This window comes from Pseudomonas synxantha, assembly GCF_900105675.1.
Classification (GTDB): Bacteria; Pseudomonadota; Gammaproteobacteria; order Pseudomonadales; family Pseudomonadaceae; genus Aquipseudomonas; species Aquipseudomonas synxantha.
Genome location: NZ_LT629786.1, coordinates 1,590,999 through 1,611,097, shown reverse-complemented (window position 1 = coordinate 1,611,097; position 20,099 = coordinate 1,590,999). Strand labels below are relative to the sequence as shown.

Below are 20,099 nucleotides of genomic sequence, written 5' to 3'. Positions count from 1 at the left end.
AGGTGTTCGCTACATCTGATCTTCGGCATAGATCGCGGCGCTGATGATCGCGCCGCCCACCCGGCGTTTGCCGTAGCAGAGCGGGACCGGATTACCCGACGCCGTGGTGTTCTTGGCACTGCCGAAGGCATAACCGGGGGTATTCTCGGGCGCGGCGCTGGTCTTTAGGCCCGTGGCTTGAGGGCTCAACATCTGGATTACGCCACCGGCCGCCAGCGCAATCCCAGGCGCAGCAAGCACTTGGAACCCCGGGATGAAAGACACAGCAATCAACACCGCACCGATGATTGTCTGAATAAGACCGCCTCGCTTGCTGCCGGTAATAATCGGGGCGATTCGAATGTCACCAGCGCCTGAAAACGCCACTTCCTTCTCGCCAAGAGCCTTTTTTCCCCGGAAAACAGCGAACTCTATCCCGCGCGATTTGGCGTTTGAGATAAACCGCTCAAACCCCGGTATCTGAACGCATAGCGCCTTGATCGCTTCAGCTGGCGATCGAACGGATAGTCGAAATGACCTACCGAACTGGCGTAGCTGGCCGTAAAGCAGAATTGTTGTCATTGGTTGATAGTTGATTGCTAATGCTGACATGGCTTTCTCCGGGAATAAAAAAACCGCCCGGAGGCGGCTTTTTTAAGTTGAACTCAAATACATCTATTTAGGGCCGGCAGAAGCCCGCCGCGTCCAATTTGCGACCATGCGGCGCGCTGGTAATGTTTCACGATGCTGCCCTTACCCTGGCTCCCGCGCTCGATATCCAAAACGTCGTCGGTCTGTCCAGCATCAGATCCAGCAACGATTCGATAACCAGTTGTGGTTTCGCTCATCACAGCGTTGGAGCGGTAGTCCTGCCAGGCTGGATACACGCATACCGCGACCGCGCGCGGGTCCTTCGTCGTAAATTGCGTCGTAACAGGCTTCCCAGCCATCAAGTCTGATGGAGTTGAACATCCTGACAGCGCAACCAAGGCCAGCGCCCCTACGAATAATTTCATGTCGTTCCCTCGTTGATATGTGGCGAGACTTTATCACCAACAAGGGGGCAACACGGAAGCCCCGCATGGGCGGGGTTCTTCGGGTTCGTGGGGGTTACGCGTCTAGCGTGAGCTGCAATTGCAGTTGTTCACGCCAATACTCCACGCGATTCTCAAGGGTGGGTTTTTGCCATCGCCATGCCGCAAGACCCTTTCCCTGGAGGCTTGCAAGGTCTTTGCGATGGTCCAGAGCTTTGGACGCATTTTCAAATTGCTGCCTCGCACCCAAATCACCATGCAAGATCGAATCAATTTGAAAGTCACACCAGACGGCGAACCTGACGTCCAGCCACTGCGCAAACCGAACGCCGAGTTTCGGATGAAGCCAGGTTCCGCCGTGATGCCTGCCTCGGCGGGTTTCTAAAAGTGACTCAGGATCACAATTAAGAACCTCGCCCAGAATTTTAAGGTACTGCCGGGTCTCATCCTGCTTCAGCCAGTCAACGGGGCGCTTCCCAAATGGCCTTGCGATTTCAGTGGCATTGATCCAGCCATCAGTGTTGAAGCTGATCTCGTTTCCGTTGTAGTCAAACGGGATGATGGTCGACTTCATGCGATCTTCCTCAACTCAACCGATGCCGCCGCGCCAGGATTGAAGCCGTCCAGCGGCATCAGGCTTTTCTCGCTGACCGAGCAGCGCTTGCCCTCGACCAGCATCAGCCAGTTTTCTTCAATCTTGCGGATCAACTGGCCGGAGCGACCGACCAGATTTGGCCGCGCCGGGGAAAGGATCAGAGCGCGACCGCCAGCTTTTAGGGTGAAGTTCATGCCGCAGCCCTCCACACGTAGCCACCTTCGCAACCAGTCGCTTTGTAAGCGGCATAAATTTCATCGCGGCGCTTGTCCAGAACAGAAAATGAAATGTGGCCGTCATGCAACTGGTCGAAGAAGTCCATCAGCGCGCTTGAGCCCAGCGCCCTTGAGGCGGCGAGCATGCTGCTTTTATGCTTCTCCATAGTCACAAAGCGCGACATCAGCATGTAAAGGCTAGCCGTCTCGAACTGATCGAGATGAATCCCACCCGTGTGCGTTCGCGCCGGGATGTACTCGCCTTCAAGCGCATAGCTGCCAATGAAGTTGCAGGCTTGATCAAATTGGGCGGCAGGAATCAGCTCGGTGCGCGGAACATTGAATCGGGTGTGCAGGCGATTGTGCATCACCAGTTGAAAGCCTTGGCGCTGATCAGCCGGAACAGCCTTGGACTTGTCTCGGATCAAGCCCTTGATGACGTTCAGCTCGCTCATTCCGATCAATTCGTCCATGAGGGTTGTCATCTTGCCGTGGTCATCATAGCGACCATGCTTGCGGATGGCAGGGAGAACCTCGGCCGTTACCCACTTTTTGAAAATCTTGGCTTCGGCCTTCCGGCTAGTGAGGATCAATGAATAGAGGCCAGACTCGTTAACCACACTGAGATTCTGCGTGCCACCAAGGGTGCTCACTGCGTGAGTACCCTTTTCATCATCATCCAGTCGGCTAAGTGCTCGTGCAGTGTTGACGATCGCAAGCGCCTCGCACACATCAGTCGCTACGAAACAAGGCTGATCATTAATCAGCAAGGTGCGGACCTGCCGTTTGCCGAAACTGAAAGGGATAATTTCGGCCGTCTGACGCCGGACATTGTGTTCTGCTGGAACTGCGGTAATATTGCTCATGTGGTTGACCTCGAAATTAACTACACCTGAAGCCCTGGCCTGCACGCCGGGGCTTCTTCGTTTCAGGCTATCGCCTGTTCTTGACGCTTCTTTGCCGCCGTAAGCCAGAAGACAATCTCGGCAGTCTGTGACCGGCAATTTTCCTTTGCGCTTTGCTCCACCCATTCCTTTACCTCCTCCGGTAGCCTCAGGTTGAACTGCGGGTCTTTCCTGCTCATTAGCCCTCTCCTTTTCGTATAGCACTTTGCTTGGTCTCGATTAAAGCACTTTGCTTTATTGCCGTCTATAGCAAAGTGCTAGAGAATTCTCTGTATGAGCAAAGAAGAATTGCAGGTCAATTTCAGAATGCCGGCCAGCCTCAAGAGAGACCTTGAAGCGGCGGCAAAATCGAACGGGCGTTCACTTACGTCAGAAGTAGTCATGCGCCTCGAGGTCAGCGTGGCACTCGACACTCCAAGCCCGGATAGATTCTTATCCGCAGATCGGGCGCTGGCGCTCGCGGAATATGCAAGGAAGGATGTCGCTACGAATGTTCAGGAGAGAGTTCAAAGGTTCATCCTTGCAGCAGCAAACGCTGGAGTCACAGAAACCCTTGTAAGGCTTGACGACTACAACCTTGCTGAATTGCCGTCTGAAAAGCTTGAATTCTTGAAGCGGCTTGTCAAGGCCCTCGAAGAGCAAGGCTATAAAGTGGCGCTTGATGAGCTAAGCAGCATCCGCATCGACTTTTCTAATCCGCCCGACTGACGACCTATGCTTAACAGAGGGGTATTCACAGTATGAACACCCCTCCCCCAAGCCCGGCCCGCTGGGCTTTTCTCGCCTGTACCAATACTCAGAAACGAAAAAGCCCAGCGGTTAGGCTGGGCGTTCTGGCACACGGCAAAACGGTTTTATGGGGGGCCGGCTGAAATCCACTCAGGAGACGGGAAATATTTTCCGATATCCTGCCTCTCTGTTTCAAAGAAAACGCCCAACCCCCTTACAAGGTCCGGCTGCTCCATGAACGAGTGCCCAGGATCAAGAATAGTCAGTAACAGATAAGGGTTATGCTTCATCTCACCAAGCTGCCCATATACGAGCACTCGGTTTGATGTAAATCGCTGAGGGTCTATAATCCCACGGCGTATCCCGCGGTCCCACTCTTGGGAGACGGAAGGCTCTTCCAGATGAACCTTCCTCAAGCCCATATCAACTAGACTCTTCGGTTTCTTAAAAGCTGAGTCTTTACCGAACGTATCGCCTGGCCCAATACCACCTTCGCGCCATAGCTTAAATTCGGAAACGAGGGAAACCGCTTCCTGTCGCGGCATCAGAAGAGTGAGCCTCCTGCTCAGGATGACTGCTGTCATTTAGCGCCGGACTTCTTACCCAATTCAATCAGATAGGCGGCACTATCATGAGCAATGTAATCAAGCGTGGCTTGATTGAGAAAAGCAGGGCGCTGACGGGCCATCTTGCGCTCGTAGGCGCTAAGCGTGGATTTCTTTCCATCCAACCGGATTTCAGTATTTGTCATTTGATTCGCCCTACTTGGGTCGATAGCGTTTCAGCTGCCTATTCGGCTTTGTAGCTGGTGTCAACCAATTATAACGATTGCCCAACCATTTACAACCGTAAACAAGTATTCGCAACCTTTTGCAAGGATCTATTCGGATTATCATTCAGGGTTGAATGCTGTTTTGTGCCTCAGGATCAAGCGTGTTCTGTCGAGGTATGGCCCCCCGTAGACGATGATCTCGGATGGCCTGCCGTATAGGTGGTGCAGCAGGAACGGGCCAGGGCCGAAGGTACCTGAGTCTTCACCAGGTAGCGCCGGATCGGTGCCCAGGTATATGCCTGCGTGGTTCGGGTGCACCGTACGGCCAACCTGCATAACGATCATGTCACCGCGCTGTGGCCGGTCGACGCGCACAAACCCAGCCGCCTCGTAGTTCGCCTCGTACAGGCTGGCGTTTTGCGCACTCTCCCACCAGCCGTCGGCGCGCTGGAAGGCTTCGAACTCGAGCCCCCACTCACGTTGATACCAGTCAGCGCAGACCTGCCAGCAGTCCCAGGCCCCGTGCACGAACGGGCGATTCAGCAACGGGGTATTGCCGGTCGGGGTGATCGACCGCAGGTCGCCCTCGGGCCAGGACAGAATGTGCCAGGGCAAGGCCGTGGCCTCGCACATGGCCAGGTCATGCGGTGACGGCCTGCTGGTGGCATCCGGGTGTGAGTGAACAATGCCGATCACTTCGCCCAAGTCTTCCGCCGCAGCATAGTCCTCGGGATCAAGCCGGAACTCTTCGTTCGGCTCGGTGGCGATGTTTCGGCAAGGGAAATACTTCTGCGCCCGGCCAACAGCGAGTAGCAGACCGCAGCATTCGCGCGGATACTCGGCTGCCGCATGCGCCTGGACCGTCGCAATTATGTGCTTGCGCATGGTCAGCTCCTTGCTATCAGGGAAACGGCAGGGAATCCACCGAAGGACAGTTCGTTGTTTTCGCCGAAGCGCAGCTTGCAGGACGACAGGCAACCCTTGCACCGGTCCAGCGCTGGGTCGTCCGTTGGGTTGTCCTCGTCGTCGAACATGGCCGCGCCGGTGTATCCGCAGTCCGGCCCCCGGTAACCGTTGGTCATGGCCCAGTGGCAGAACGTCGTCATTTGCCGGCCGGGCAGCCCGTGGTTATCAATCTCACCCGGGGAAGACAGCTCCCAGACCACCGCCTCGCCGTCCTCGCTGGTTTTCTGGTCGATGTACCAGATCTCCAGCGCCTCCTGGGTCGGGTCGGCTGTCGGATTGCCATCGGGGAAGTTGGCCGCGTCCAGGTACTTGGCCAGGGTCTCGCGGACCGTCAGCTTGAACTTGAGCATGTCCTCGAAGGCCAGACACAACGCTGTTACGCGCCCGTTGACGTTGCCTGCGGCGAAAGTCGGCCGAGAAGCGGTGCCATCGCTGCTCGAGGAAATACCCTCAATCTGCACCGGCCAGGCCGCGTATTCCTGGCCCTGCCAGATAATCGACTTGGCTGGCAGGTCCTCTTCGGATCCTTCGTAGGCAAGCAATTCCTCTGGCGTGTGCGGGATGGCGTGACCGTGGAAGCGCAGGTAATCAGCGCCGTATTCCGTCCCGTCAATTTCAAACAGGCGAATCTCGCCGCCGGGCTCCAGTTTCTGGATGTCCGTGATCAGTGCCATGGGCGGTTATCTCAGGGATGAAAGGTTTGCTGGAAAGTAGCGGTGATGGCGTAGACCTGGCCGCCCCGGTGCACTGGCTTGTAGCCGTTGCACTTGTAAAGGCCAAGCTCACCCAGGGGCGGCTCCCAGAGGAAGCCCGTTGCCCCTTTGTGCCGGTCGAGGAAGGCCATGATGTCCTTGATGCGCGACTTCATGCCGGTAAAGGTGACCGGCCAGGACTGCGACTTATTATTGAGGCCGTCCTCGACCGACTGTTCATAACCGTCACCGAACTTCTTAGAGCGAACGCGCTGGGTGATATCACCCTCCGCGCCCTTCTCCGTTGCCCAGGTGAATCGTTCGATTGCCATCAGCGCCCCTTGATTGCTTTGTTGATGACGCCGCCCTGGCGCATGTCCCTTGAGCGCAACTCTTGATACTTCTGCTCAACGAACGTGGCCAGCTCTTTGCCGAACAGGTCATAGCCAGGCGCATCAGCCGAGGACGACGCGTTACCGTCACCATCGATATGCACCTCGACATTGATCTGTGTTGACCCGGCCCCGCCGCCGCCCATGGCCATAACGCCTAGCTTGCCGCTGGATGTCCGGGCGAGAGGCATGATCGCCTCATCACCCGCCTCTCCCATAATGCCCTTCTTGCCGCCGGCCATACCGAAGGCCGTTGGCTTGCTGACGACTGAGTTGGTGAACGCGCCGCCGTCGGCGAACATCTGTACACCGCCCGACCAGGCGCCCCCGTTGGCCTGAGTGACACCGGACCAGCCAGCAAGAACCTCAGGGCTGTAGCCGGCAGCGGTTGAGCCCGCAGATGACGGGGCAGAACCTCCACCGAAATACGCCCCCAAAGCCGAAGCCCCAAGCCCCGCAAGAGAACTGAGCAGCCCAGAAGCAGCCTGGCGGGCGGCAATACGCGCCATGTCCGCCAGGATGGATTTGGTGAAATCCGCGAAGGACAGCTTCCCGGTCATGGCGAAGTTGACAATCGCGTCCTCCATGGAACTGAACGCGTTACTGAACAGCGCCTTGGTCTGGCCTGCAACGTTCTGCGCCGAATCCAGATAGTTTTCCCAGGCAGCAGATGCGCCCTTCGTCCAATCGCGCTGAGCGGCCTCCACGTCCGCGTAGTTTTGCCGGATCTGATCGGTGGCTTTCTTGTTCGCGTCGGCAAGGGCTTGCGACTTTCGAGCGAACTCTTCCGGGTCCATCTTCCGTGATGGGTCGGACTGCTGGCTCTCAAGATCGCGAACCTGCTTGGCATAGGTGTCCTGCTGGCCATTCAGCTCGCCGGACAATGCGTTTTGCCGATCTCCTTGGCCTACCCCAATAACGGCACGTTGACCGGCCAGCTCCAGGGCCTTCTGTTGCTCACCCAGCGCATCGACGTACCGTTTAATGTTGAGCGATTGCTTATCGAGTCGTCCCTTCTCCGCAATCGCCAGCACTTCCAACTGGCTGTCGGCATCTTTTTGCGCCTTGACCATGCCGGCGCGTGCATCGGCGATCTTCTGGTCCAGCTGGATGCTTTGCTCAGCCGTTGTAGCTTTCTTGCCCTGGGCAGCTTCCAGCGCCGATATCTCGGCTTGGTAGCCGGCGGTTACCTCGTCCTTTTCGGCGCGGATCAAAACTGCGCGCTGTGTGGCGTAATCAGCCTGCGAAATCAGCCCGGCCTTCTGTGCGGCGTCCAATTGCCTTAGGGTGTTAGCGTACTCGTCCTGAATACCCCTGAGTGCGTTCTGGGCGTCGTTGAAGACGGTAAGGTCCACGGGGCCGGCGGACGTGCCCTTTGGATCTTTGTTCTTGTCCTTGATGTTCTGGAGGGTTTTGGCAACGTAGTCATCCTTGACGAACGGGCTGTCCGGGTTTGCCTCCTTGAGCTGCTTGACGTAGCGCAGATACTCCTCAGTCAATTTGCCGCGTTTCTCGGCATTGGTGAGGTTAGAGTCGCTGATCTGCTTCAGGCGCTGTTCGGCGGCAATACCCTCTTTTTGGATTCGCGCCTGCTCGCCCAAGTAGCCTGTCTTGGATTTCTCAGCTTCGATTTGAAGCTCAAGGAGCGTCAGGTCGGCCTGGTCTTTCTTGGTATTCCGCGTCTCAGCTCCAAGCCCTTGGAGGCGACCGCCCTTTCCTTGATTGGTTGCGAGACGATCCCGTATAGCCTGGGCCTGCTCTTCCATGGTGAGGGCGCGGCCGGCATTCAATGTCGCATCCAGCGCTCCAGCGGCTGCCTCTTTGATACCCTTCCAGGCGCGCTCTATCAGACCTAGGTTCTGGGTGATTTCACCGCTTCGGGTCTGAATGGTTTCTGCGTAAGCCTTGGTCAACAGATCGGCTGCGCCTACCGTGTCGCCCTGTTCCTTGAGCGCGACAATCTGCGAGTAAACGGACGCAGTAAGGAAGTTGTACTGGTCATTCAGCTCCTTGGCCGCCGCAACGGGGTCCTTCGCGATCTTGATGAACTCGGCAATGGTTGCGTCTACCGACTTGCCGGTGGCGTCCTCCATTGCCGCCGCAGCCTCGGCAATCATTCCGAAACTCTCACCTGCGACGGCGCCGCTACCGGCCAGCTTGGCCAGCGATGCGGCGGCCTCGCCTGTGGTGCCGTTCGTTGCGCTGACTTGGCGCGCCAAGCTTGCTAGTTGATCAGCCGAGGTGCCGGCGTAATTCCCGGTGAGGATCAGCGCCTTGTTGTACTCACCAGCCTCCTGGCTACCCTGGCTGTATCCATAGATCACGGTACCAAGGACTGCTGCGACCGCCGCCACCGCCGCGACCATGCCCAAAATACTCATAGAGGCGCCGGTAACGGCTGGCGGAAGTGCGCCATATGCCTTCTGCGCGTTCTCAGCCGCTTCCGCCGCTGTGTTCGAGCCTTCAGCCAGGTCTGAGAGGCTTTCGCCTGCCTCGCCTGCGTTTTCGGCAGTGTCCTTCGCGCCAGAAGCAATGCCCGCCAGGGATTCGCCCAGCACAGCAGCACCAGCACCGCCAGAAAACAGCGAGCGGAACTTGTCCTTGAGCGCGTCCATTGTCGGGCCAATGCCGCCGAACGAGTCCTTGATCTGACCGCCCTGTTGAATCAGGACCATCAGAGGGTTCTGGCCACCCGCCAGGCTGGTGAAAATGTCCGTGAACTGCGCGGGCAGTTGCCGTAGCGCCGCCTGCGTCTGCCCCGAACTGATACCGGTTTTCCGAAGCCCCTCATCGAATTCGCCCAGCTTCTGCCGGGACGCGTCGATACGTGTCGAGTACTCGCGGAAGGTGTCGGCATCAATGACGCCGGCCGCCTTGTACTTCTGCAACTGCGCCTGCTGCTGATCGAGCTTGTCGAGCGCGGCCATTGTTGGGTTGAGCTTGCCGAGCAGCTCTTGCAGGCCCTCGGCCTGAACTCCGGTCGCTGCGGCGGCCTTCTTGGTTGCCTCGGCCTGACGATCAGTCGAGCCGACAAGCGCATCCGATTCAGCCTGCAAGCGCCGCTGAAGCGAAGCCAGGCTGCTTACCGACGATCCCGACGACTCCATAGCGGAAGCGTTGGTGTTCACGCTGGTGGTCAGGCGCTGGTAATACTCGCTCGACTCCAGGGAGGCCTTCGCCGTTGCCAGAAGGCGGGCCTTGGCTTCGTCGAGCGTCTCGGAAAGCTTGCGCTCAGACGCCGACAGATCCGCCGTTGCGGTCGCCGCCTTGTCGAAGCCGGCAGACACACCATCAGCCGCTTTCTCGGCCTTGGCGCCGGCCTGGGCGAGATTCTCCAGGTCGGAGGTGGCCTTGACCGCTTCGCCTGAATTTACCGCAATGCCAAGCTCAGCGATCGTAGACATGAGTGCTCCATTATTTCGATTGCTCAGACATAACGAGCAACGCCTCGGCCTCCATTACTTGAAGGTCGGGGAAGATCTCTCTGAGTTGTTTTTTCTTCATGCCGATGAGCTCGGCAACGCTGGTGATTGCGGTGTAATCAATGCCGGTCGCGCCGCACGCGCCGGTGCGCCACTGAGTAGAGAGGCCGTCGAATAGGCGGAATGAAGGCCAAACACACGGCCACACCTCGAACGCATCTTCCATGTCCGAGGCGTCAAGACCGAATGCCGCCAACTGCTCGGCACTCGGAGGTGGCTCATACAGGGCGCGTGCGACGCGGATCAGTTTCCCGCGCGGGCCGGTGCGTAAGCCGCTTGATAGGCCGCGACAATGGCCTCACCGGCGCCGGCAGATGTTTCCACCAGCGCACGGATCGACTCAGGGCTCAGCTTGTCTTCAAACCCCCAGCCTTCAACCAATGCCTGGACCTGATCTACCTGGCGTTCAATGTCCGCATCAGTGATATCCACCAGGGTCAGATCGTCAGCTTTGGCCTTGAAAGCCTCCTGATCGTCCTTCGCCCGTTGCTGCCACCCCGCAAACAAGGCCGCCAGTTCATTGCGGTTCCGATACTTGAACTCAAACGGCACCTTGATGAATGCACCGCCAACGCGCGGAATCTCCACATCAGCCTTGAAGGTTGCGCCTTGCGCGATCTTGAACTTCGCCATGATCAGCTACCCCCGCCAGCAGCCACTGGCGCGCGGTACGCCGTAATCTCAGCGTTGATGGTGAAGCCGAACGTCACAGCAGCACCCTCGTTGCGCACCAGCGTTGGTGTTTTGTTGAACGACGGGTAACCGGCGTAGTAGATCGTTTTACCGTTCGGCAGAGACATCCGCAGGATGCGCACTTCCTTCTCACGATCAGCCTTGTCCAGTTCGTCGTACCAAGCCAGGCTGTCGTCGTCGGCGAGCTGGAAAGCAAACGCCTGGGCATTCTTGGTGGTCGGAATCTGCTTGTCGCGGCGAGCCTCCAGCGGTGCGTACGTCCAGTATTGCTGCTCACCGCCAGACATCGAGTTACCGATCACTTGGTTCACCGCAACCCAGCCGGTGACCTTTTTGGCGGTGCCCGCGCTGATGCCGTCCGGGAAGAACGCAACGTTCGAGGTATCGATGCCTTCCAGCGTGAAGGCGCCGGCCGCAGCGTTGGACACGCGCACGGCTCGCTCGTTGATGTCCTCCCAGCCAGAAGTGATCAGCAGGATGTCGCCATTGGCGAAACCGTTGGCCAGGGCCGTGGCCACACCCGGATTTGCGTTGCTGATGGCGGAGATCAACTTGGCGGCAGCAAAGCCGGTCGAGAGCGCCAGTGTTGCCCCGTTGGGGAAGTAGATCGACATGGGTTTTCCTCTTTGCAGTAATGACAAAACCCGCACTTGGCGGGTTCAGGATTTGCCCAACGGGCGGGTTATGGTGTGGTGTCGGACCGGTATGAGAACGACAGCGGTACGGTGTAGGTGGAGTCGCCGGTGATACCGGGGCCCTGATCGACAGGTGTCATGGGCGTGACGACGAAGCCGTTCTTCGTGTCGCGCACATACAGCGGGAAGAGGTCGGTCAGTTCGGCTGCTATCGGGTTCGTCTTGGTCTTGCCGGTGCCCGCCGGCGCGATGATGCTCACCTGGAACACGCCGGTGAACAGCCGGTGATCACCGCCGAGCGTGTTGCTCGCGGTATCGCCCGGGATCGTGAACGCCCTAAGGTAGGTCTCGTCCGCCGCCGGCGTGTAGGCCTTGTTCTCCAAGACGATCTTCAACTTCTCCGACCTGGCAGCGTTCCAGGCGATGAGCTTTGCCTCGTAGATCGAGGCGATGATTGCGTGACTCATACCTGGTTATTCCTGATGGCCTCCAGCACGGTCTGCTGGAAGCGAGCCACGGTCACCCTAATCATTCCGTTTGGAGCCTGGGAGCTGTGTCCATATTCCAAAGGAATTGCGTACGGCAGGGAGTTTGTTATGTAGGCTGTTTCGCCCGCGTTGAACTCAATTGCGCCATTGACGATGCGCGCCATTGAGCCCGCCCCTGACGCATCAACCGCCTCGGTTGTCGAGTTGTCCGGTGTGCCGACGCTGAACATCCAGTTGTTCCTAAATCGCCCGCCAACGTATCCCTTTGGAGCGAGAATACCCATACCGTCATTGAGTTTGAGGCCGCGCCTTAAGTACCCGCGCTTGTCGAAATTTTGAGGGTTCTTTCGCAGGTTGTCGTTATGCTCGGCGACCGCCTTGTTGTACTCGAGGCTTATTTTGTTGATCTTCCAAATCTCTGGCTGCCCAACCGGAGACATCGTAATTACACTCGTCCCGACCTTGATAATGATGTCGCGCAACGTCGCATCTATAGCTTCTTTTGCTTGGTCTGCGAAATCCTGTATTTGAGCTGAAAAACTTCCGCTCAGACCGGCGCCTTTACTTGCCATGTCACTTCCTCAACTGAGCTGTCCAGGTGGCATCGGCCGGATCGGCGGACACATTCATAACCCGCAGGCCGTTGATGATGTCGCCAATGGCCGGCGCTGCCGGTAACGCCGTTGGCACGGCGCCATCCGAGACGAATAGCTCGTTTTGCAGCACGAGCAGCTTCTTGTCGGTGGTCTGGATGAGGGAACCGTCGATCTCCTTGGACAGGTAGCTGCCCAGAACACCGCGCCCCGAGTACGTCACCGTGGTCTCCGGCGTTTCGCCACCCAAGTCGGGGTCATACTCGCCCGCAACCTTGCGCACGCCCGTCACGGGCTTAACCGCGTCGGCCAAGCCGTCAGGATCGTCGAACGCTTCAGCCAGTTCGGCCTGGATCTCTTCGCGCATGCCCATGATCAGATCCTTTTCAGCATCATCACGCCGGAGCGCTTGATCCACGGCTCCAGCAAGGCCAGGGCGAAGTTGACGCCCGCCGACTGATCGGTAGAGCCCGCCACGTAGGTCTTGCTCACGGACGTACCGGACTGAGCCGATACCGTCTTGCTCTGCACTTCCTTCTGCGTTGCTGTGTACAGCTTGCCAGCCGCTGCCTCTTCGGCAACCTGGGCGCCGGCTGTTTTGATCTCGGCCGGGACCGGATCGGGAACAACCCGCTTAATCTTGGCCGTGAGCCAGGCATTGGCCATGGTCACAGCAAGGACCGGATCACCGGTGCCGGCCCAGTCGGGACCGAGCTGGGCGTCAACATCGGCGACGGTGATGTAATCGGTCATGTGCTTGTCCTTATTCCGCTGGCACCAGGGCCTGCAGGTCTTCTTTCTTAGCGGACGGGTCGAAGGCAATGCCCCTCTCGGTCAGCCATTCTTTCAGCTCGGGGACCTTCATTTTCAGAGGGTCGGTTTCTTTGCTCTCCGGCTCCTTGCCGTCAGACACCTTGATGCCGGCCGCTTGGTAGGCGTCGTAGATGTCCGGGGCATCGCCATCGACCACCACCTCGGTAGCGGAGCCGATGACACCGAAGAATTCGCTCAGCAGGCGGTAGCACACGCTGCGCTCTTTGCCCGGCTTGTCCGTGTAGATCACTTTCATGAGTCACCTCAAAAGCTCCCCGGCGCCGATAAAGACGCCAGGTTGTGTGGGCCGGATTACGGCGTGGTGGTACCGCTGATGACAGCAGCGAAGGGAACTTGCTTGCGGCTGAACACGCGCTGCCAGTTTGCAGCAGCTGCGTACTGAGTCGCGGTTGGGCTGAGGTTCTGAGCCTCGGAGCCTTTCCAGCTGAAGCCTGCAGGCTGGAGGATGTAGGTCTTCCGCTCCCACAGCACTTCGGCACCACCACCGTTACCGCCGCCAGGCTTGCGTTCCAGCTCTACCGGCACCTTCGGCGTGCCTTCGCCGTAACCGAAAGCGCCCTGGCCGAAGAACACGGAAAGGTACTTGCCTGCGCCGTACACCAGGGCGTCGTCCATGAAGACTGGTTTGCCGAGGTAGGTTGCCAGGATGATCTTGCCGTCGGAGTCACGCAGGTACTCGATGAGGTCCTGCTTGACCATCTGGTTCATCACCACCGAGTGCACGCCGATCGCGCCGAACTGGTCAGCGGCATCGCCGGCGGTGAACGCTGCATCCTGGAAAGCATTCGCACTGATGGTCGCACCGGCGTCGATGACCATGTCACCACCGTTGTTCGCGATGTTCGAGGCGATGATGCCGCGAGCCGCGCCCAGGGTGTAACGCTGCCACTGGCGGGTCCAGTAGGTGCCGAAACGGTTGCGGATCTGCTGCTGAGGCTCGCTGTTGGCCAGTTCAGCCGTCAGGTCAGCCACGCCGTAACCTTTGTTGAGGTACAGGACTCGGGCACGCATGCTGTCCTGGGTGACTTTGCCGACTTCACCTTGGTCGTTCGGGTCGTCGTTGCTGATATTCGGCGCTTCATCGGCGTTGAGATCCTGCCAGTAGCTGATCTCGGCAGTGCCCTGGCTGCCGGAGGCGATCGCATCCAGCACAGGCGAGCGGGTCACAATGCCCGACTCATATACAGCAGTCTTTTCCGGGCTGTTAACCGGTGCCAGAGAGGCGTAGTAGTCGCCGACGAAGATGTCGGTTAGTTGGGTAGTTGCCATGGATTAGGTTCCTTTGGTGGCCTGGATTTTCTTGAAGAGATCGGGATTGTCACGAGCGATCGCAGCGCGCTCGGTTTCCGTGTACTCGCCCCACTTTTTCGTGGCCTTGCCACCTTGATCGCCGACCTGTCCGGCGCCCTGAGCCCTTGGCCACAGGTGTGTTGCTGTTTCACGCAGAGACTCCGCCCATTCGAGCGGCGACAGCGGGGTTTTCCCGTCCTTCCCGTAAACGACCTCGCCGTCACGGTCGGTGGCAATCGCCTCACCGTCTTCACTGAGTTTGAAAGTGCCCCGGGCGCGCAGGATGATGTCCTCGGCGGCCTCTGGGAGCGCACCGGCCTTGATGGCAGCGGCGCGGATGGAGTCGGCTAGCACCTTGTCACTGTACTTGGCAGCGAATTGCTCGGCCTTGTCGGCACGGGCCTTCTCGGCTGCCAGCTTGGTGTCGTAGTCGGTGCGCAGGCGCTCGGTACGGCGGGTAATGACCTCGTCCAGCTTGCCCTCGGCAATCAGCTTGGTCTCTTCATCCTGGCCAACCTTGGTCAGCAGACCTTTCACTGCGGCGATGTCCAGGCCTTCGAACTGGGACTTGAAGCCGTCCAGCTCGGTTTTGGTGGTCCGGAGCGAGCCAAGCAACTCGGTGTTCTTGTTCTTGAGGCCCAGGGTCGCAGCCTCGACAGCTGCAGCAATGGCGGTCTGAACTGCCGGGTCTTCAAGATCAATCTGGTTTTCGTCTGCCACTTGGTGCACCCCTTGGGTTTGGTCGGCCCGCTTTGCAGGCAATAAAAAACCGCCCATTGGGCGGCTTGGTGTGAATTCTGTGATTTATCGAACTATCGAGAGCCCGCGCATCACCAGGTAATCGGCGAACTGCGTCCTGCTCGGCGCGTATGGCGGCGGACGCATGCGCAGTCCGGGCGTATCTCGGTTGAGCCGCGTGCGCCGGCCATTCGGCTCAGTGCAATGCGTCGGTTCTTCGATCTGGAAGCCCTGCTCGGCGGCGTACAGCTCGACCGCCAGCCGTACCTGTCCCCACTCAAGCTCAAAGGGCACGAACGTCTCGGATAGCGTCTGGTATTCGATCTTGCAGTCACGCCGAGGCCAGGCCATTGCCTGTTCAGGATTGGCTTTGCGCCCTTTCCACTGGCGACCGCTGATGTCGGCTGCGGCGCGCAGCAGCAGTTCGACCTGGTCAGCTTCTGCTTCAGGTATCCGGAACCCGTAGTAGTCGCGGTAGAAGGTCAGCTTCTCCAGCGGCACGAAGCTATTCGCGTCTGGCCTGCCCTTCCCATCCTCAACGATGATCTGCATGTGCTATCTCAACCTGGTGGAGCGCCGAGTGTAACGCCTGCTCGGGTGAACATGTCGGGCTCTGCATCCTTCAACTGCGCCAGCGTCAGCGGCTTGAACGACTTGTCGAGCTGCAGCTTGGCGAACTTCTCCGGCGTAAGCCCGCCATCGCGGAACAACTTGCCCCTGACCGGACCAAGGGCGTGATCCTGGAAGCTCGCCGGTTGCGTGGCAAGCCACTCGTAATAGTTCAGGCCTGCATCGACCTGAGCACCGCCGTTGTCGCCCACCGAGGCACGGGTGGCGTCCTTGGCGAACATCTCCGAAAGCCTGGTGGTCGGCACCGTGGTTGACCGGCAGTTGATATGCGCCGGCGGCAGCGGACCTTTGCCCAGGTCGAATCGCATCCCATCCAGGCCCTTGCATTGCTGCGAGGTTTTGCGATCGAGCGTCGACACCCAGCGATAGCCCAGCACCACGTCGCTGTTGGCCTTCAGCGTCTCCATTCGTGCCGTGGTGGCTACGTGCTGGATTGCCGTCTGCACCACGGCGGCAGCATTGCGGTTGCTCACCGCCAGGACGCCGTCCGTGAAGTTCTGTGCCGCGGTACCGCGAATCGCCTGGATGATCTGGGCGTTGGTCTGGCCCTGACCGAAGCCAAGACGGATGGTGTTGGTAACCCGCATCGTCTCGGTGCGCGTCCAGCCACTCACAAAGCTCTTCAGCAGCTTGCCGCCGTCGATACCCTTCACCTGCAGCGGATAGGAGAACACCGCCGCCCGGATCACCGTATTGGTCGGCACCACCGCGTCGATGGGGAGTGCATTGCTCAGGCTTTTGGCCTCAAAGCTCGACTCATACAACGCGATGTCGACCAGATCAGCCTGCACAAGGTCGCCGTAGGCCTTGTAGATATCCAGCAGCTTGCCGTCCACCCGGGCCAGGAACTGCTCAAGGCGATCCCGGCTGTAGGTGGTCAGCTCCTTGCGAGTCAGTTGATCCCGCACCAGTTTGTCGATCTGGCGCAGGTACTTCTCGAACTTCTTGACCTCGCCGGCCTTAAGCCGCTCCAGCATTACCGAGTGGCGCGTCGTCTGCTCCAGCAGTTGGCTGTCCGCCTGCACCAGGTTTGTCGATGGCATCGTCTTTGTCCAAGTTGATGCCGGCCGACTCGCGCTCATCGCTGATCAGTTCGGCCTCGTCTTCGTATGGGCGCTCCGGCAGCTTGCCGGTGGTGAGGTACTGCCAGTAGGTGTCGGCGCTGATCGTGCCGGCCATCACCCCCTTGAGCAGCTCGGCGAGAACCTGGGCGTCGACCACCGGGGTCACGAACTCAGGGTTCACCTTGAACTTGACCTGCTTGGGGTCGTAGCCCTTCCACTCGGCTGCGTATCGCAGGCCCTGCTCGACCGCCTCGGCCACAGTGATGACAATGCTATGCAGAGTGGCGTGCTGATCGTTCTGGCGTGTTTTGCGCGCCTCCCCCGACTCGGTGCCGGCCACGTCCATAACCTTGGCGCCGGCCTCAAGCGCGGCGTTTTTCTGGTCGTCCATGGCTCTGCGCACGGCTTCAATACCCGCGCCCTGGAACTCCAAGTAGCCGCATTCGCCGTTCGGGCCCAGGTCCCATGCCGCTGAAGGGCCGGTGACGCTCAGCTCTACAGCCTCATCCAGCCCTGAAACCCATGGTTGCGGGTGGCTGGTTTGATGCAGCGAAGTGAAGTAGTCGGCGCTCAACTGGTAAGACTTGAGCGCGGCGCGCGCCATAGTCAGCAGCGGAACCTCGTCTACTTCTGGCGAGTTGTCGGTCGAACCGCAGTAGATCACTGGCAGGTATGGCAGGCCTTTGACCAAACGGTTGTCGGTGCCGGTGGTGCCCAGGGGCCGTTCGTCGTCGATTAGCTCACCGGCCTCGTTGCGCACCGCTGTGTAGCAGACCTCGCCCTGCATGAAGAACTCACGGAACACCGCATCGCAGTCATGGCTGTAGCGATCTCCGCTCTTCTTGCGGAACTCTCGGAACACAGAAAGCACCAGATCCTGCCGGCCGCCTTGATCAGCGGTGTCCCAGTTGATCGCGTTGCGCGTGGCGTACGTCGAGAAGTACGGCTCGCCGCTGTCGTCGATGTTCACCACCAGCGGCACCCGGCCGTGGGAAATGGCCTGGCGCACCATGCGAAAAAACAACTGCTTCAGGCCGAAGCCGTCAGCAGTAGCGTTGTCCTCCAACCCCTTAAGCCCAGCAGGAAGCTCGATCTCCGGAATCAATCGGGAAACCAGGCCCATCATCGACCGCAGCGAGTCGCGCACCCAGTGCTCGTACTGGGCACGGTTCGTGTAGTTCTCGTAGAGGTACTTGTTGCCCGCACCGTCGAGCTTTTCAGCCTCAACCATGCCGCTCGGCTTGGGCAAATTGCGCTCGTTGCGCTTCACGGCGCACTCACCCTCGAGCGCGTCGTCCATCATCTCCCACTCGGCGATGTGCGCGTCGTAGTCGGGGTTTGTCGATTGCACTGGCATCAGGCCAAGCCTCCAATTCGGCGTGTTCCGCCTGTGCGTTTGCGTCGGCCCATCGAGACGGCGAAGTAGCGGAAGGCGTCCGCGCCGTGCGATGACCAATCGTGAAGTGGTTTGTCCTTCCAGCAGCCGCGCTTGTCGTCCCACTCCTTGCGGTAGTTCTCCAGGCAGGAAATGCCCAGTTCGCACTTGGACTCATCGAAGGCACAGGCCGGAAGGATCTCCCGAACCTGCTCAATGCCTTCGTCGATGCCGAGCTTTGGAACAACGCTAAACTTGAGGCTGTATTTTTGTCCGTCGATCTCGTAGCCCTCCCGGGCTAGTTCTCGCCGAGTCTTGCCGTCGCTACCGAATTCGCGGTTGTCGATGTCGTGCGGGCCCCAGTGATCGCCATACGTGTATTTGCGATCCTTGAGCACCTTCATGTAGTGCCGCAGGCCTTCGCCGCTGTTCTCGTAGAAATCGATGACGTGGTATTCCTCGCCGACGATCCGAACGAACCAGATGGCCGTGGAGTCGCCGACGCCGATATCCCAAATCGTGTGGACCGGCAGATGACTGTTGTCCGGCAGCGGGCCGATCCTCTGCGCGCTGTACAGCTTGGTGAACTGTTTGGCGTAGTACGCGCCCTCGATCGACTGCTGGAAGGCCTCGGCCGGCAGAGACGGGTATTCCCGCTTCATGTCGTCGCCGAGCGTCTTCTCCTTGGCCGCGTACCACGCCCGCTGGCCGTCGTTGGTGACGATCCCGTGTTTGGCGTGCAGCTCGTTGAAGTAGCCGGTCAGGCGCTGAGGGATGACCACGTCAGTCGGGTTAAGCCAGTAGGCATTGTTCTTCCACCAGGAGAAGAAGAAAAACTTCCAGTCGAGCAGGCCCAGGGGCACACCAGCCAATTGCTGGCGTTCCGCGCTCTGCGAGTAATCGAAGAAGTAGCCCGCCCGACCCTCCGCCGTCGATTCAATCGTGACGAAACAATCGGTGGCGACAGCCTCGAAGGCGCCGGTGACGATCTCTCTGGCCTTGTGGGGAAACTTGGCGCAGATCTTCCCGAACTCGGATACGTGCAGATACCGTAGAGTCCCGCCCCGGAAGGACGTGGACACGTAGAGCGATCCACCCTTGCTGAACACAAGCTCACCAGCAGCATCGTTAGAAGCAGGATTGGCGGCACGTATCTCAGCAGGCAGGTTGTCGTAGGCATATTTGACCTTCTCCCGAAACAGGCGCTTGGCGTCGTTCAGGGTGTGAGCGATCAGCGCGCACTTGGCCGACTCGAACAGCGCTGCGTCGAGCTGGATGATGCAGCACTCAGTGGTAAAGCCAAGTTGCCGGGCTTTCAGGATAATGTTCCGGGTGTGCATCCCCTCGAAGTATTCAATCTGCTCATCCGTCATCCGGAAGCGGACCTTCTTGCCCTGCTTGTCCGTGATGAAGTAGAGGTTGTTCAACCGCCAGCGCTTATCCCGGAGCAGCTTCAAGTGCTCGGGCTTCATGTCAGGCTTCCTTCGATAGATCGTCCATCAGTGCAGCCAGGTCGCTGACTGTCTTATCGCCGGTCTCGGTGTCGAGGTTGTAGGCTTGGCGCTCACCCTTGATGACCTTGAGCTGGGCATCAACACCGGCGTTCAAGGATCGGGCGAAGTCGCCGGCATTGTCTGGGGTCACTTCCATGCCGGACAGAACGTAGCTGAGCTTGTCTGCAATGCCACGCCACTGAGCCAGCCCTGAGCGATGAGCCAGGATGACAGCTGCGGCCTGGTCAGACGCCTCTTCGATGATCTCGGCGTCGGTAACCACTTTCGACTGGTTACTTTTAGTGGTTACCGCCGTGGTTACCTTCTGCTTGGTTGCCGCTCGGACCTGGTCTGTGAGGTCGCGCTTCCAATCTTCTTTCTTTGCTCGCTTCAGGATGGTCGCGTGGTTGACACCGTGCGATTCACCTATGGCACGCACTGAAAGCAACCCGGCCCGGTAGGCGCGCTCGATTGCCTCCCAGTCGGATTGCTTGTTCATTGACTA

General features: G+C 59.0%; 28 protein-coding genes. 1 reads left to right on the top strand and 27 read right to left on the bottom strand.

The annotated features are described in order from the left end of the window. Positions 1-9: 9 nt before the first annotated feature. From BLU48_RS07815 to BLU48_RS07790, 6 genes are all read right to left on the bottom strand, one after another. On the bottom strand, positions 10-591 hold the full coding sequence (locus tag BLU48_RS07815) for a tail assembly protein (RefSeq protein WP_057024418.1): 582 nt from the start codon (positions 589-591) through the stop codon (positions 10-12). 53 nt (positions 592-644) lie between these two features. Beyond that, positions 645-995, bottom strand: coding sequence for a hypothetical protein (locus BLU48_RS07810; RefSeq protein ID WP_057024417.1), 351 nt, complete (start codon positions 993-995; stop codon positions 645-647). Positions 996-1,089: 94 nt separating this feature from the next. Beyond that, a complete protein-coding gene (locus BLU48_RS07805) occupies positions 1,090-1,587 on the bottom strand; it encodes a KilA-N domain-containing protein (protein ID WP_057024416.1) in 498 nt (165 codons plus the stop codon). Then, complete coding sequence (locus tag BLU48_RS07800) at positions 1,584-1,802, bottom strand: hypothetical protein (protein WP_057024415.1); 219 nt, start codon at positions 1,800-1,802, stop codon at positions 1,584-1,586. Before BLU48_RS07800 ends, BLU48_RS07805 begins: the two co-directional genes overlap by 4 nt. Further along, complete coding sequence (locus tag BLU48_RS07795) at positions 1,799-2,689, bottom strand: BRO-N domain-containing protein (RefSeq protein ID WP_082636702.1); 891 nt, start codon at positions 2,687-2,689, stop codon at positions 1,799-1,801. Before BLU48_RS07795 ends, BLU48_RS07800 begins: the two co-directional genes overlap by 4 nt. Before the next feature lie 62 nt (positions 2,690-2,751). Beyond that, a complete protein-coding gene (locus tag BLU48_RS07790; RefSeq protein WP_057024413.1) occupies positions 2,752-2,907 on the bottom strand; it encodes an Arc family DNA-binding protein in 156 nt (51 codons plus the stop codon). Between the two features lie 94 nt (positions 2,908-3,001). Here BLU48_RS07790 and BLU48_RS07785 point away from each other — a divergent pair, with 94 nt between their 5' ends. Then, positions 3,002-3,436, top strand: coding sequence for an Arc family DNA-binding protein (locus BLU48_RS07785; RefSeq protein ID WP_057024412.1), 435 nt, complete (start codon positions 3,002-3,004; stop codon positions 3,434-3,436). A 146-nt stretch (positions 3,437-3,582) separates the two neighbouring features. Here BLU48_RS07785 and BLU48_RS07780 read toward each other — a convergent pair whose 3' ends face one another. From BLU48_RS07780 to BLU48_RS07685, 21 genes are all read right to left on the bottom strand, one after another. Beyond that, positions 3,583-4,041, bottom strand: a complete 459-nt coding sequence (locus BLU48_RS07780; protein ID WP_057024411.1) for a type II toxin-antitoxin system YafO family toxin — start codon at positions 4,039-4,041, stop codon at positions 3,583-3,585. Further along, positions 4,038-4,208, bottom strand: coding sequence for a hypothetical protein (locus tag BLU48_RS31990; RefSeq protein ID WP_167659867.1), 171 nt, complete (start codon positions 4,206-4,208; stop codon positions 4,038-4,040). The genes BLU48_RS07780 and BLU48_RS31990 overlap by 4 nt, the downstream gene beginning before the upstream one ends. Positions 4,209-4,349: 141 nt before the next feature. After that, entirely contained in the window at positions 4,350-5,114 is a 765-nt protein-coding gene (locus tag BLU48_RS07775; protein ID WP_057024410.1) for a C40 family peptidase, read from the bottom strand. Between the two features lie 2 nt (positions 5,115-5,116). After that, on the bottom strand, positions 5,117-5,869 hold the full coding sequence (locus tag BLU48_RS07770) for a phage minor tail protein L (RefSeq protein ID WP_057024409.1): 753 nt from the start codon (positions 5,867-5,869) through the stop codon (positions 5,117-5,119). Between the two features lie 11 nt (positions 5,870-5,880). Further along, positions 5,881-6,219, bottom strand: a complete 339-nt coding sequence (locus tag BLU48_RS07765) for a phage tail protein (protein ID WP_057024408.1) — start codon at positions 6,217-6,219, stop codon at positions 5,881-5,883. Continuing rightward, positions 6,219-9,683 (bottom strand): phage tail tape measure protein, encoded by a 3,465-nt coding sequence (locus BLU48_RS07760; protein ID WP_057024407.1) that lies wholly within the window; start codon positions 9,681-9,683, stop codon positions 6,219-6,221. Before BLU48_RS07760 ends, BLU48_RS07765 begins: the two co-directional genes overlap by 1 nt. 10 nt (positions 9,684-9,693) lie before the next feature. Further along, positions 9,694-9,927 carry a DUF1799 domain-containing protein gene (locus BLU48_RS07755; protein ID WP_057024406.1) on the bottom strand — a complete coding sequence of 78 codons (234 nt, stop codon included), beginning with the start codon at positions 9,925-9,927 and terminating at the stop codon, positions 9,694-9,696. A 77-nt stretch (positions 9,928-10,004) separates the two neighbouring features. After that, positions 10,005-10,394 (bottom strand): phage tail assembly chaperone, encoded by a 390-nt coding sequence (locus BLU48_RS07750; RefSeq protein ID WP_057024405.1) that lies wholly within the window; start codon positions 10,392-10,394, stop codon positions 10,005-10,007. A 2-nt stretch (positions 10,395-10,396) separates the two neighbouring features. Then, complete coding sequence (locus BLU48_RS07745; protein WP_057024404.1) at positions 10,397-11,068, bottom strand: phage tail protein; 672 nt, start codon at positions 11,066-11,068, stop codon at positions 10,397-10,399. A gap of 68 nt (positions 11,069-11,136) precedes the next feature. After that, on the bottom strand, positions 11,137-11,556 hold the full coding sequence (locus BLU48_RS07740) for a phage tail terminator-like protein (RefSeq protein WP_057024403.1): 420 nt from the start codon (positions 11,554-11,556) through the stop codon (positions 11,137-11,139). Next, a complete protein-coding gene (locus tag BLU48_RS07735; RefSeq protein WP_057024402.1) occupies positions 11,553-12,149 on the bottom strand; it encodes a hypothetical protein in 597 nt (198 codons plus the stop codon). Before BLU48_RS07735 ends, BLU48_RS07740 begins: the two co-directional genes overlap by 4 nt. A 1-nt stretch (position 12,150) precedes the next feature. Next, positions 12,151-12,543 (bottom strand): hypothetical protein, encoded by a 393-nt coding sequence (locus BLU48_RS07730; RefSeq protein ID WP_057024401.1) that lies wholly within the window; start codon positions 12,541-12,543, stop codon positions 12,151-12,153. Between the two features lie 2 nt (positions 12,544-12,545). Further along, a complete protein-coding gene (locus tag BLU48_RS07725; RefSeq protein ID WP_057024400.1) occupies positions 12,546-12,923 on the bottom strand; it encodes a hypothetical protein in 378 nt (125 codons plus the stop codon). Between the two features lie 10 nt (positions 12,924-12,933). Next, entirely contained in the window at positions 12,934-13,239 is a 306-nt protein-coding gene (locus BLU48_RS07720; protein ID WP_057024399.1) for a HeH/LEM domain-containing protein, read from the bottom strand. Between the two features lie 56 nt (positions 13,240-13,295). Continuing rightward, positions 13,296-14,273: a major capsid protein gene (locus tag BLU48_RS07715; RefSeq protein WP_057024398.1), complete on the bottom strand. Its 978-nt coding sequence runs from the start codon at positions 14,271-14,273 to the stop codon at positions 13,296-13,298. A 3-nt stretch (positions 14,274-14,276) separates the two neighbouring features. Next, positions 14,277-15,014, bottom strand: a complete 738-nt coding sequence (locus BLU48_RS07710) for a hypothetical protein (protein WP_057024426.1) — start codon at positions 15,012-15,014, stop codon at positions 14,277-14,279. An 84-nt stretch (positions 15,015-15,098) separates the two neighbouring features. After that, a complete protein-coding gene (locus BLU48_RS07705) occupies positions 15,099-15,584 on the bottom strand; it encodes a DnaT-like ssDNA-binding protein (protein WP_057024397.1) in 486 nt (161 codons plus the stop codon). An 8-nt stretch (positions 15,585-15,592) separates the two neighbouring features. Continuing rightward, complete coding sequence (locus BLU48_RS07700; RefSeq protein WP_371851106.1) at positions 15,593-16,705, bottom strand: minor capsid protein; 1,113 nt, start codon at positions 16,703-16,705, stop codon at positions 15,593-15,595. Next, complete coding sequence (locus tag BLU48_RS07695; RefSeq protein ID WP_057024396.1) at positions 16,623-18,083, bottom strand: DUF4055 domain-containing protein; 1,461 nt, start codon at positions 18,081-18,083, stop codon at positions 16,623-16,625. The genes BLU48_RS07700 and BLU48_RS07695 overlap by 83 nt, the downstream gene beginning before the upstream one ends. After that, on the bottom strand, positions 18,083-19,573 hold the full coding sequence (locus BLU48_RS07690; protein ID WP_057024395.1) for a hypothetical protein: 1,491 nt from the start codon (positions 19,571-19,573) through the stop codon (positions 18,083-18,085). The genes BLU48_RS07695 and BLU48_RS07690 overlap by 1 nt, the downstream gene beginning before the upstream one ends. A 1-nt stretch (position 19,574) precedes the next feature. After that, entirely contained in the window at positions 19,575-20,093 is a 519-nt protein-coding gene (locus tag BLU48_RS07685) for a hypothetical protein (RefSeq protein ID WP_057024394.1), read from the bottom strand. Positions 20,094-20,099 lie beyond the last annotated feature (6 nt).

Excerpts from the sequence above, each read along its gene's own strand:
- BLU48_RS07815 (WP_057024418.1), bottom strand. The coding sequence starts at position 591 with ATGTCAGCATTAGCAATCAACTATCAACCAATGACAACAATTCTGCTT.
- BLU48_RS07810 (WP_057024417.1), bottom strand. The coding sequence starts at position 995 with ATGAAATTATTCGTAGGGGCGCTGGCCTTGGTTGCGCTGTCAGGATGT.
- BLU48_RS07805 (WP_057024416.1), bottom strand. The coding sequence starts at position 1,587 with ATGAAGTCGACCATCATCCCGTTTGACTACAACGGAAACGAGATCAGC.
- BLU48_RS07800 (WP_057024415.1), bottom strand. The coding sequence starts at position 1,802 with ATGAACTTCACCCTAAAAGCTGGCGGTCGCGCTCTGATCCTTTCCCCG.
- BLU48_RS07795 (WP_082636702.1), bottom strand. The coding sequence starts at position 2,689 with ATGAGCAATATTACCGCAGTTCCAGCAGAACACAATGTCCGGCGTCAG.
- BLU48_RS07790 (WP_057024413.1), bottom strand. The coding sequence starts at position 2,907 with ATGAGCAGGAAAGACCCGCAGTTCAACCTGAGGCTACCGGAGGAGGTA.
- BLU48_RS07785 (WP_057024412.1), top strand. The coding sequence starts at position 3,002 with ATGAGCAAAGAAGAATTGCAGGTCAATTTCAGAATGCCGGCCAGCCTC.
- BLU48_RS07780 (WP_057024411.1), bottom strand. The coding sequence starts at position 4,041 with ATGACAGCAGTCATCCTGAGCAGGAGGCTCACTCTTCTGATGCCGCGA.
- BLU48_RS31990 (WP_167659867.1), bottom strand. The coding sequence starts at position 4,208 with ATGACAAATACTGAAATCCGGTTGGATGGAAAGAAATCCACGCTTAGC.
- BLU48_RS07775 (WP_057024410.1), bottom strand. The coding sequence starts at position 5,114 with ATGCGCAAGCACATAATTGCGACGGTCCAGGCGCATGCGGCAGCCGAG.
- BLU48_RS07770 (WP_057024409.1), bottom strand. The coding sequence starts at position 5,869 with ATGGCACTGATCACGGACATCCAGAAACTGGAGCCCGGCGGCGAGATT.
- BLU48_RS07765 (WP_057024408.1), bottom strand. The coding sequence starts at position 6,219 with ATGGCAATCGAACGATTCACCTGGGCAACGGAGAAGGGCGCGGAGGGT.
- BLU48_RS07760 (WP_057024407.1), bottom strand. The coding sequence starts at position 9,683 with ATGTCTACGATCGCTGAGCTTGGCATTGCGGTAAATTCAGGCGAAGCG.
- BLU48_RS07755 (WP_057024406.1), bottom strand. The coding sequence starts at position 9,927 with ATGGAAGATGCGTTCGAGGTGTGGCCGTGTGTTTGGCCTTCATTCCGC.
- BLU48_RS07750 (WP_057024405.1), bottom strand. The coding sequence starts at position 10,394 with ATGGCGAAGTTCAAGATCGCGCAAGGCGCAACCTTCAAGGCTGATGTG.
- BLU48_RS07745 (WP_057024404.1), bottom strand. The coding sequence starts at position 11,068 with ATGTCGATCTACTTCCCCAACGGGGCAACACTGGCGCTCTCGACCGGC.
- BLU48_RS07740 (WP_057024403.1), bottom strand. The coding sequence starts at position 11,556 with ATGAGTCACGCAATCATCGCCTCGATCTACGAGGCAAAGCTCATCGCC.
- BLU48_RS07735 (WP_057024402.1), bottom strand. The coding sequence starts at position 12,149 with ATGGCAAGTAAAGGCGCCGGTCTGAGCGGAAGTTTTTCAGCTCAAATA.
- BLU48_RS07730 (WP_057024401.1), bottom strand. The coding sequence starts at position 12,543 with ATGGGCATGCGCGAAGAGATCCAGGCCGAACTGGCTGAAGCGTTCGAC.
- BLU48_RS07725 (WP_057024400.1), bottom strand. The coding sequence starts at position 12,923 with ATGACCGATTACATCACCGTCGCCGATGTTGACGCCCAGCTCGGTCCC.
- BLU48_RS07720 (WP_057024399.1), bottom strand. The coding sequence starts at position 13,239 with ATGAAAGTGATCTACACGGACAAGCCGGGCAAAGAGCGCAGCGTGTGC.
- BLU48_RS07715 (WP_057024398.1), bottom strand. The coding sequence starts at position 14,273 with ATGGCAACTACCCAACTAACCGACATCTTCGTCGGCGACTACTACGCC.
- BLU48_RS07705 (WP_057024397.1), bottom strand. The coding sequence starts at position 15,584 with ATGCAGATCATCGTTGAGGATGGGAAGGGCAGGCCAGACGCGAATAGC.
- BLU48_RS07700 (WP_371851106.1), bottom strand. The coding sequence starts at position 16,705 with ATGCCATCGACAAACCTGGTGCAGGCGGACAGCCAACTGCTGGAGCAG.
- BLU48_RS07695 (WP_057024396.1), bottom strand. The coding sequence starts at position 18,083 with ATGCCAGTGCAATCGACAAACCCCGACTACGACGCGCACATCGCCGAG.
- BLU48_RS07690 (WP_057024395.1), bottom strand. The coding sequence starts at position 19,573 with ATGAAGCCCGAGCACTTGAAGCTGCTCCGGGATAAGCGCTGGCGGTTG.
- BLU48_RS07685 (WP_057024394.1), bottom strand. The coding sequence starts at position 20,093 with ATGAACAAGCAATCCGACTGGGAGGCAATCGAGCGCGCCTACCGGGCC.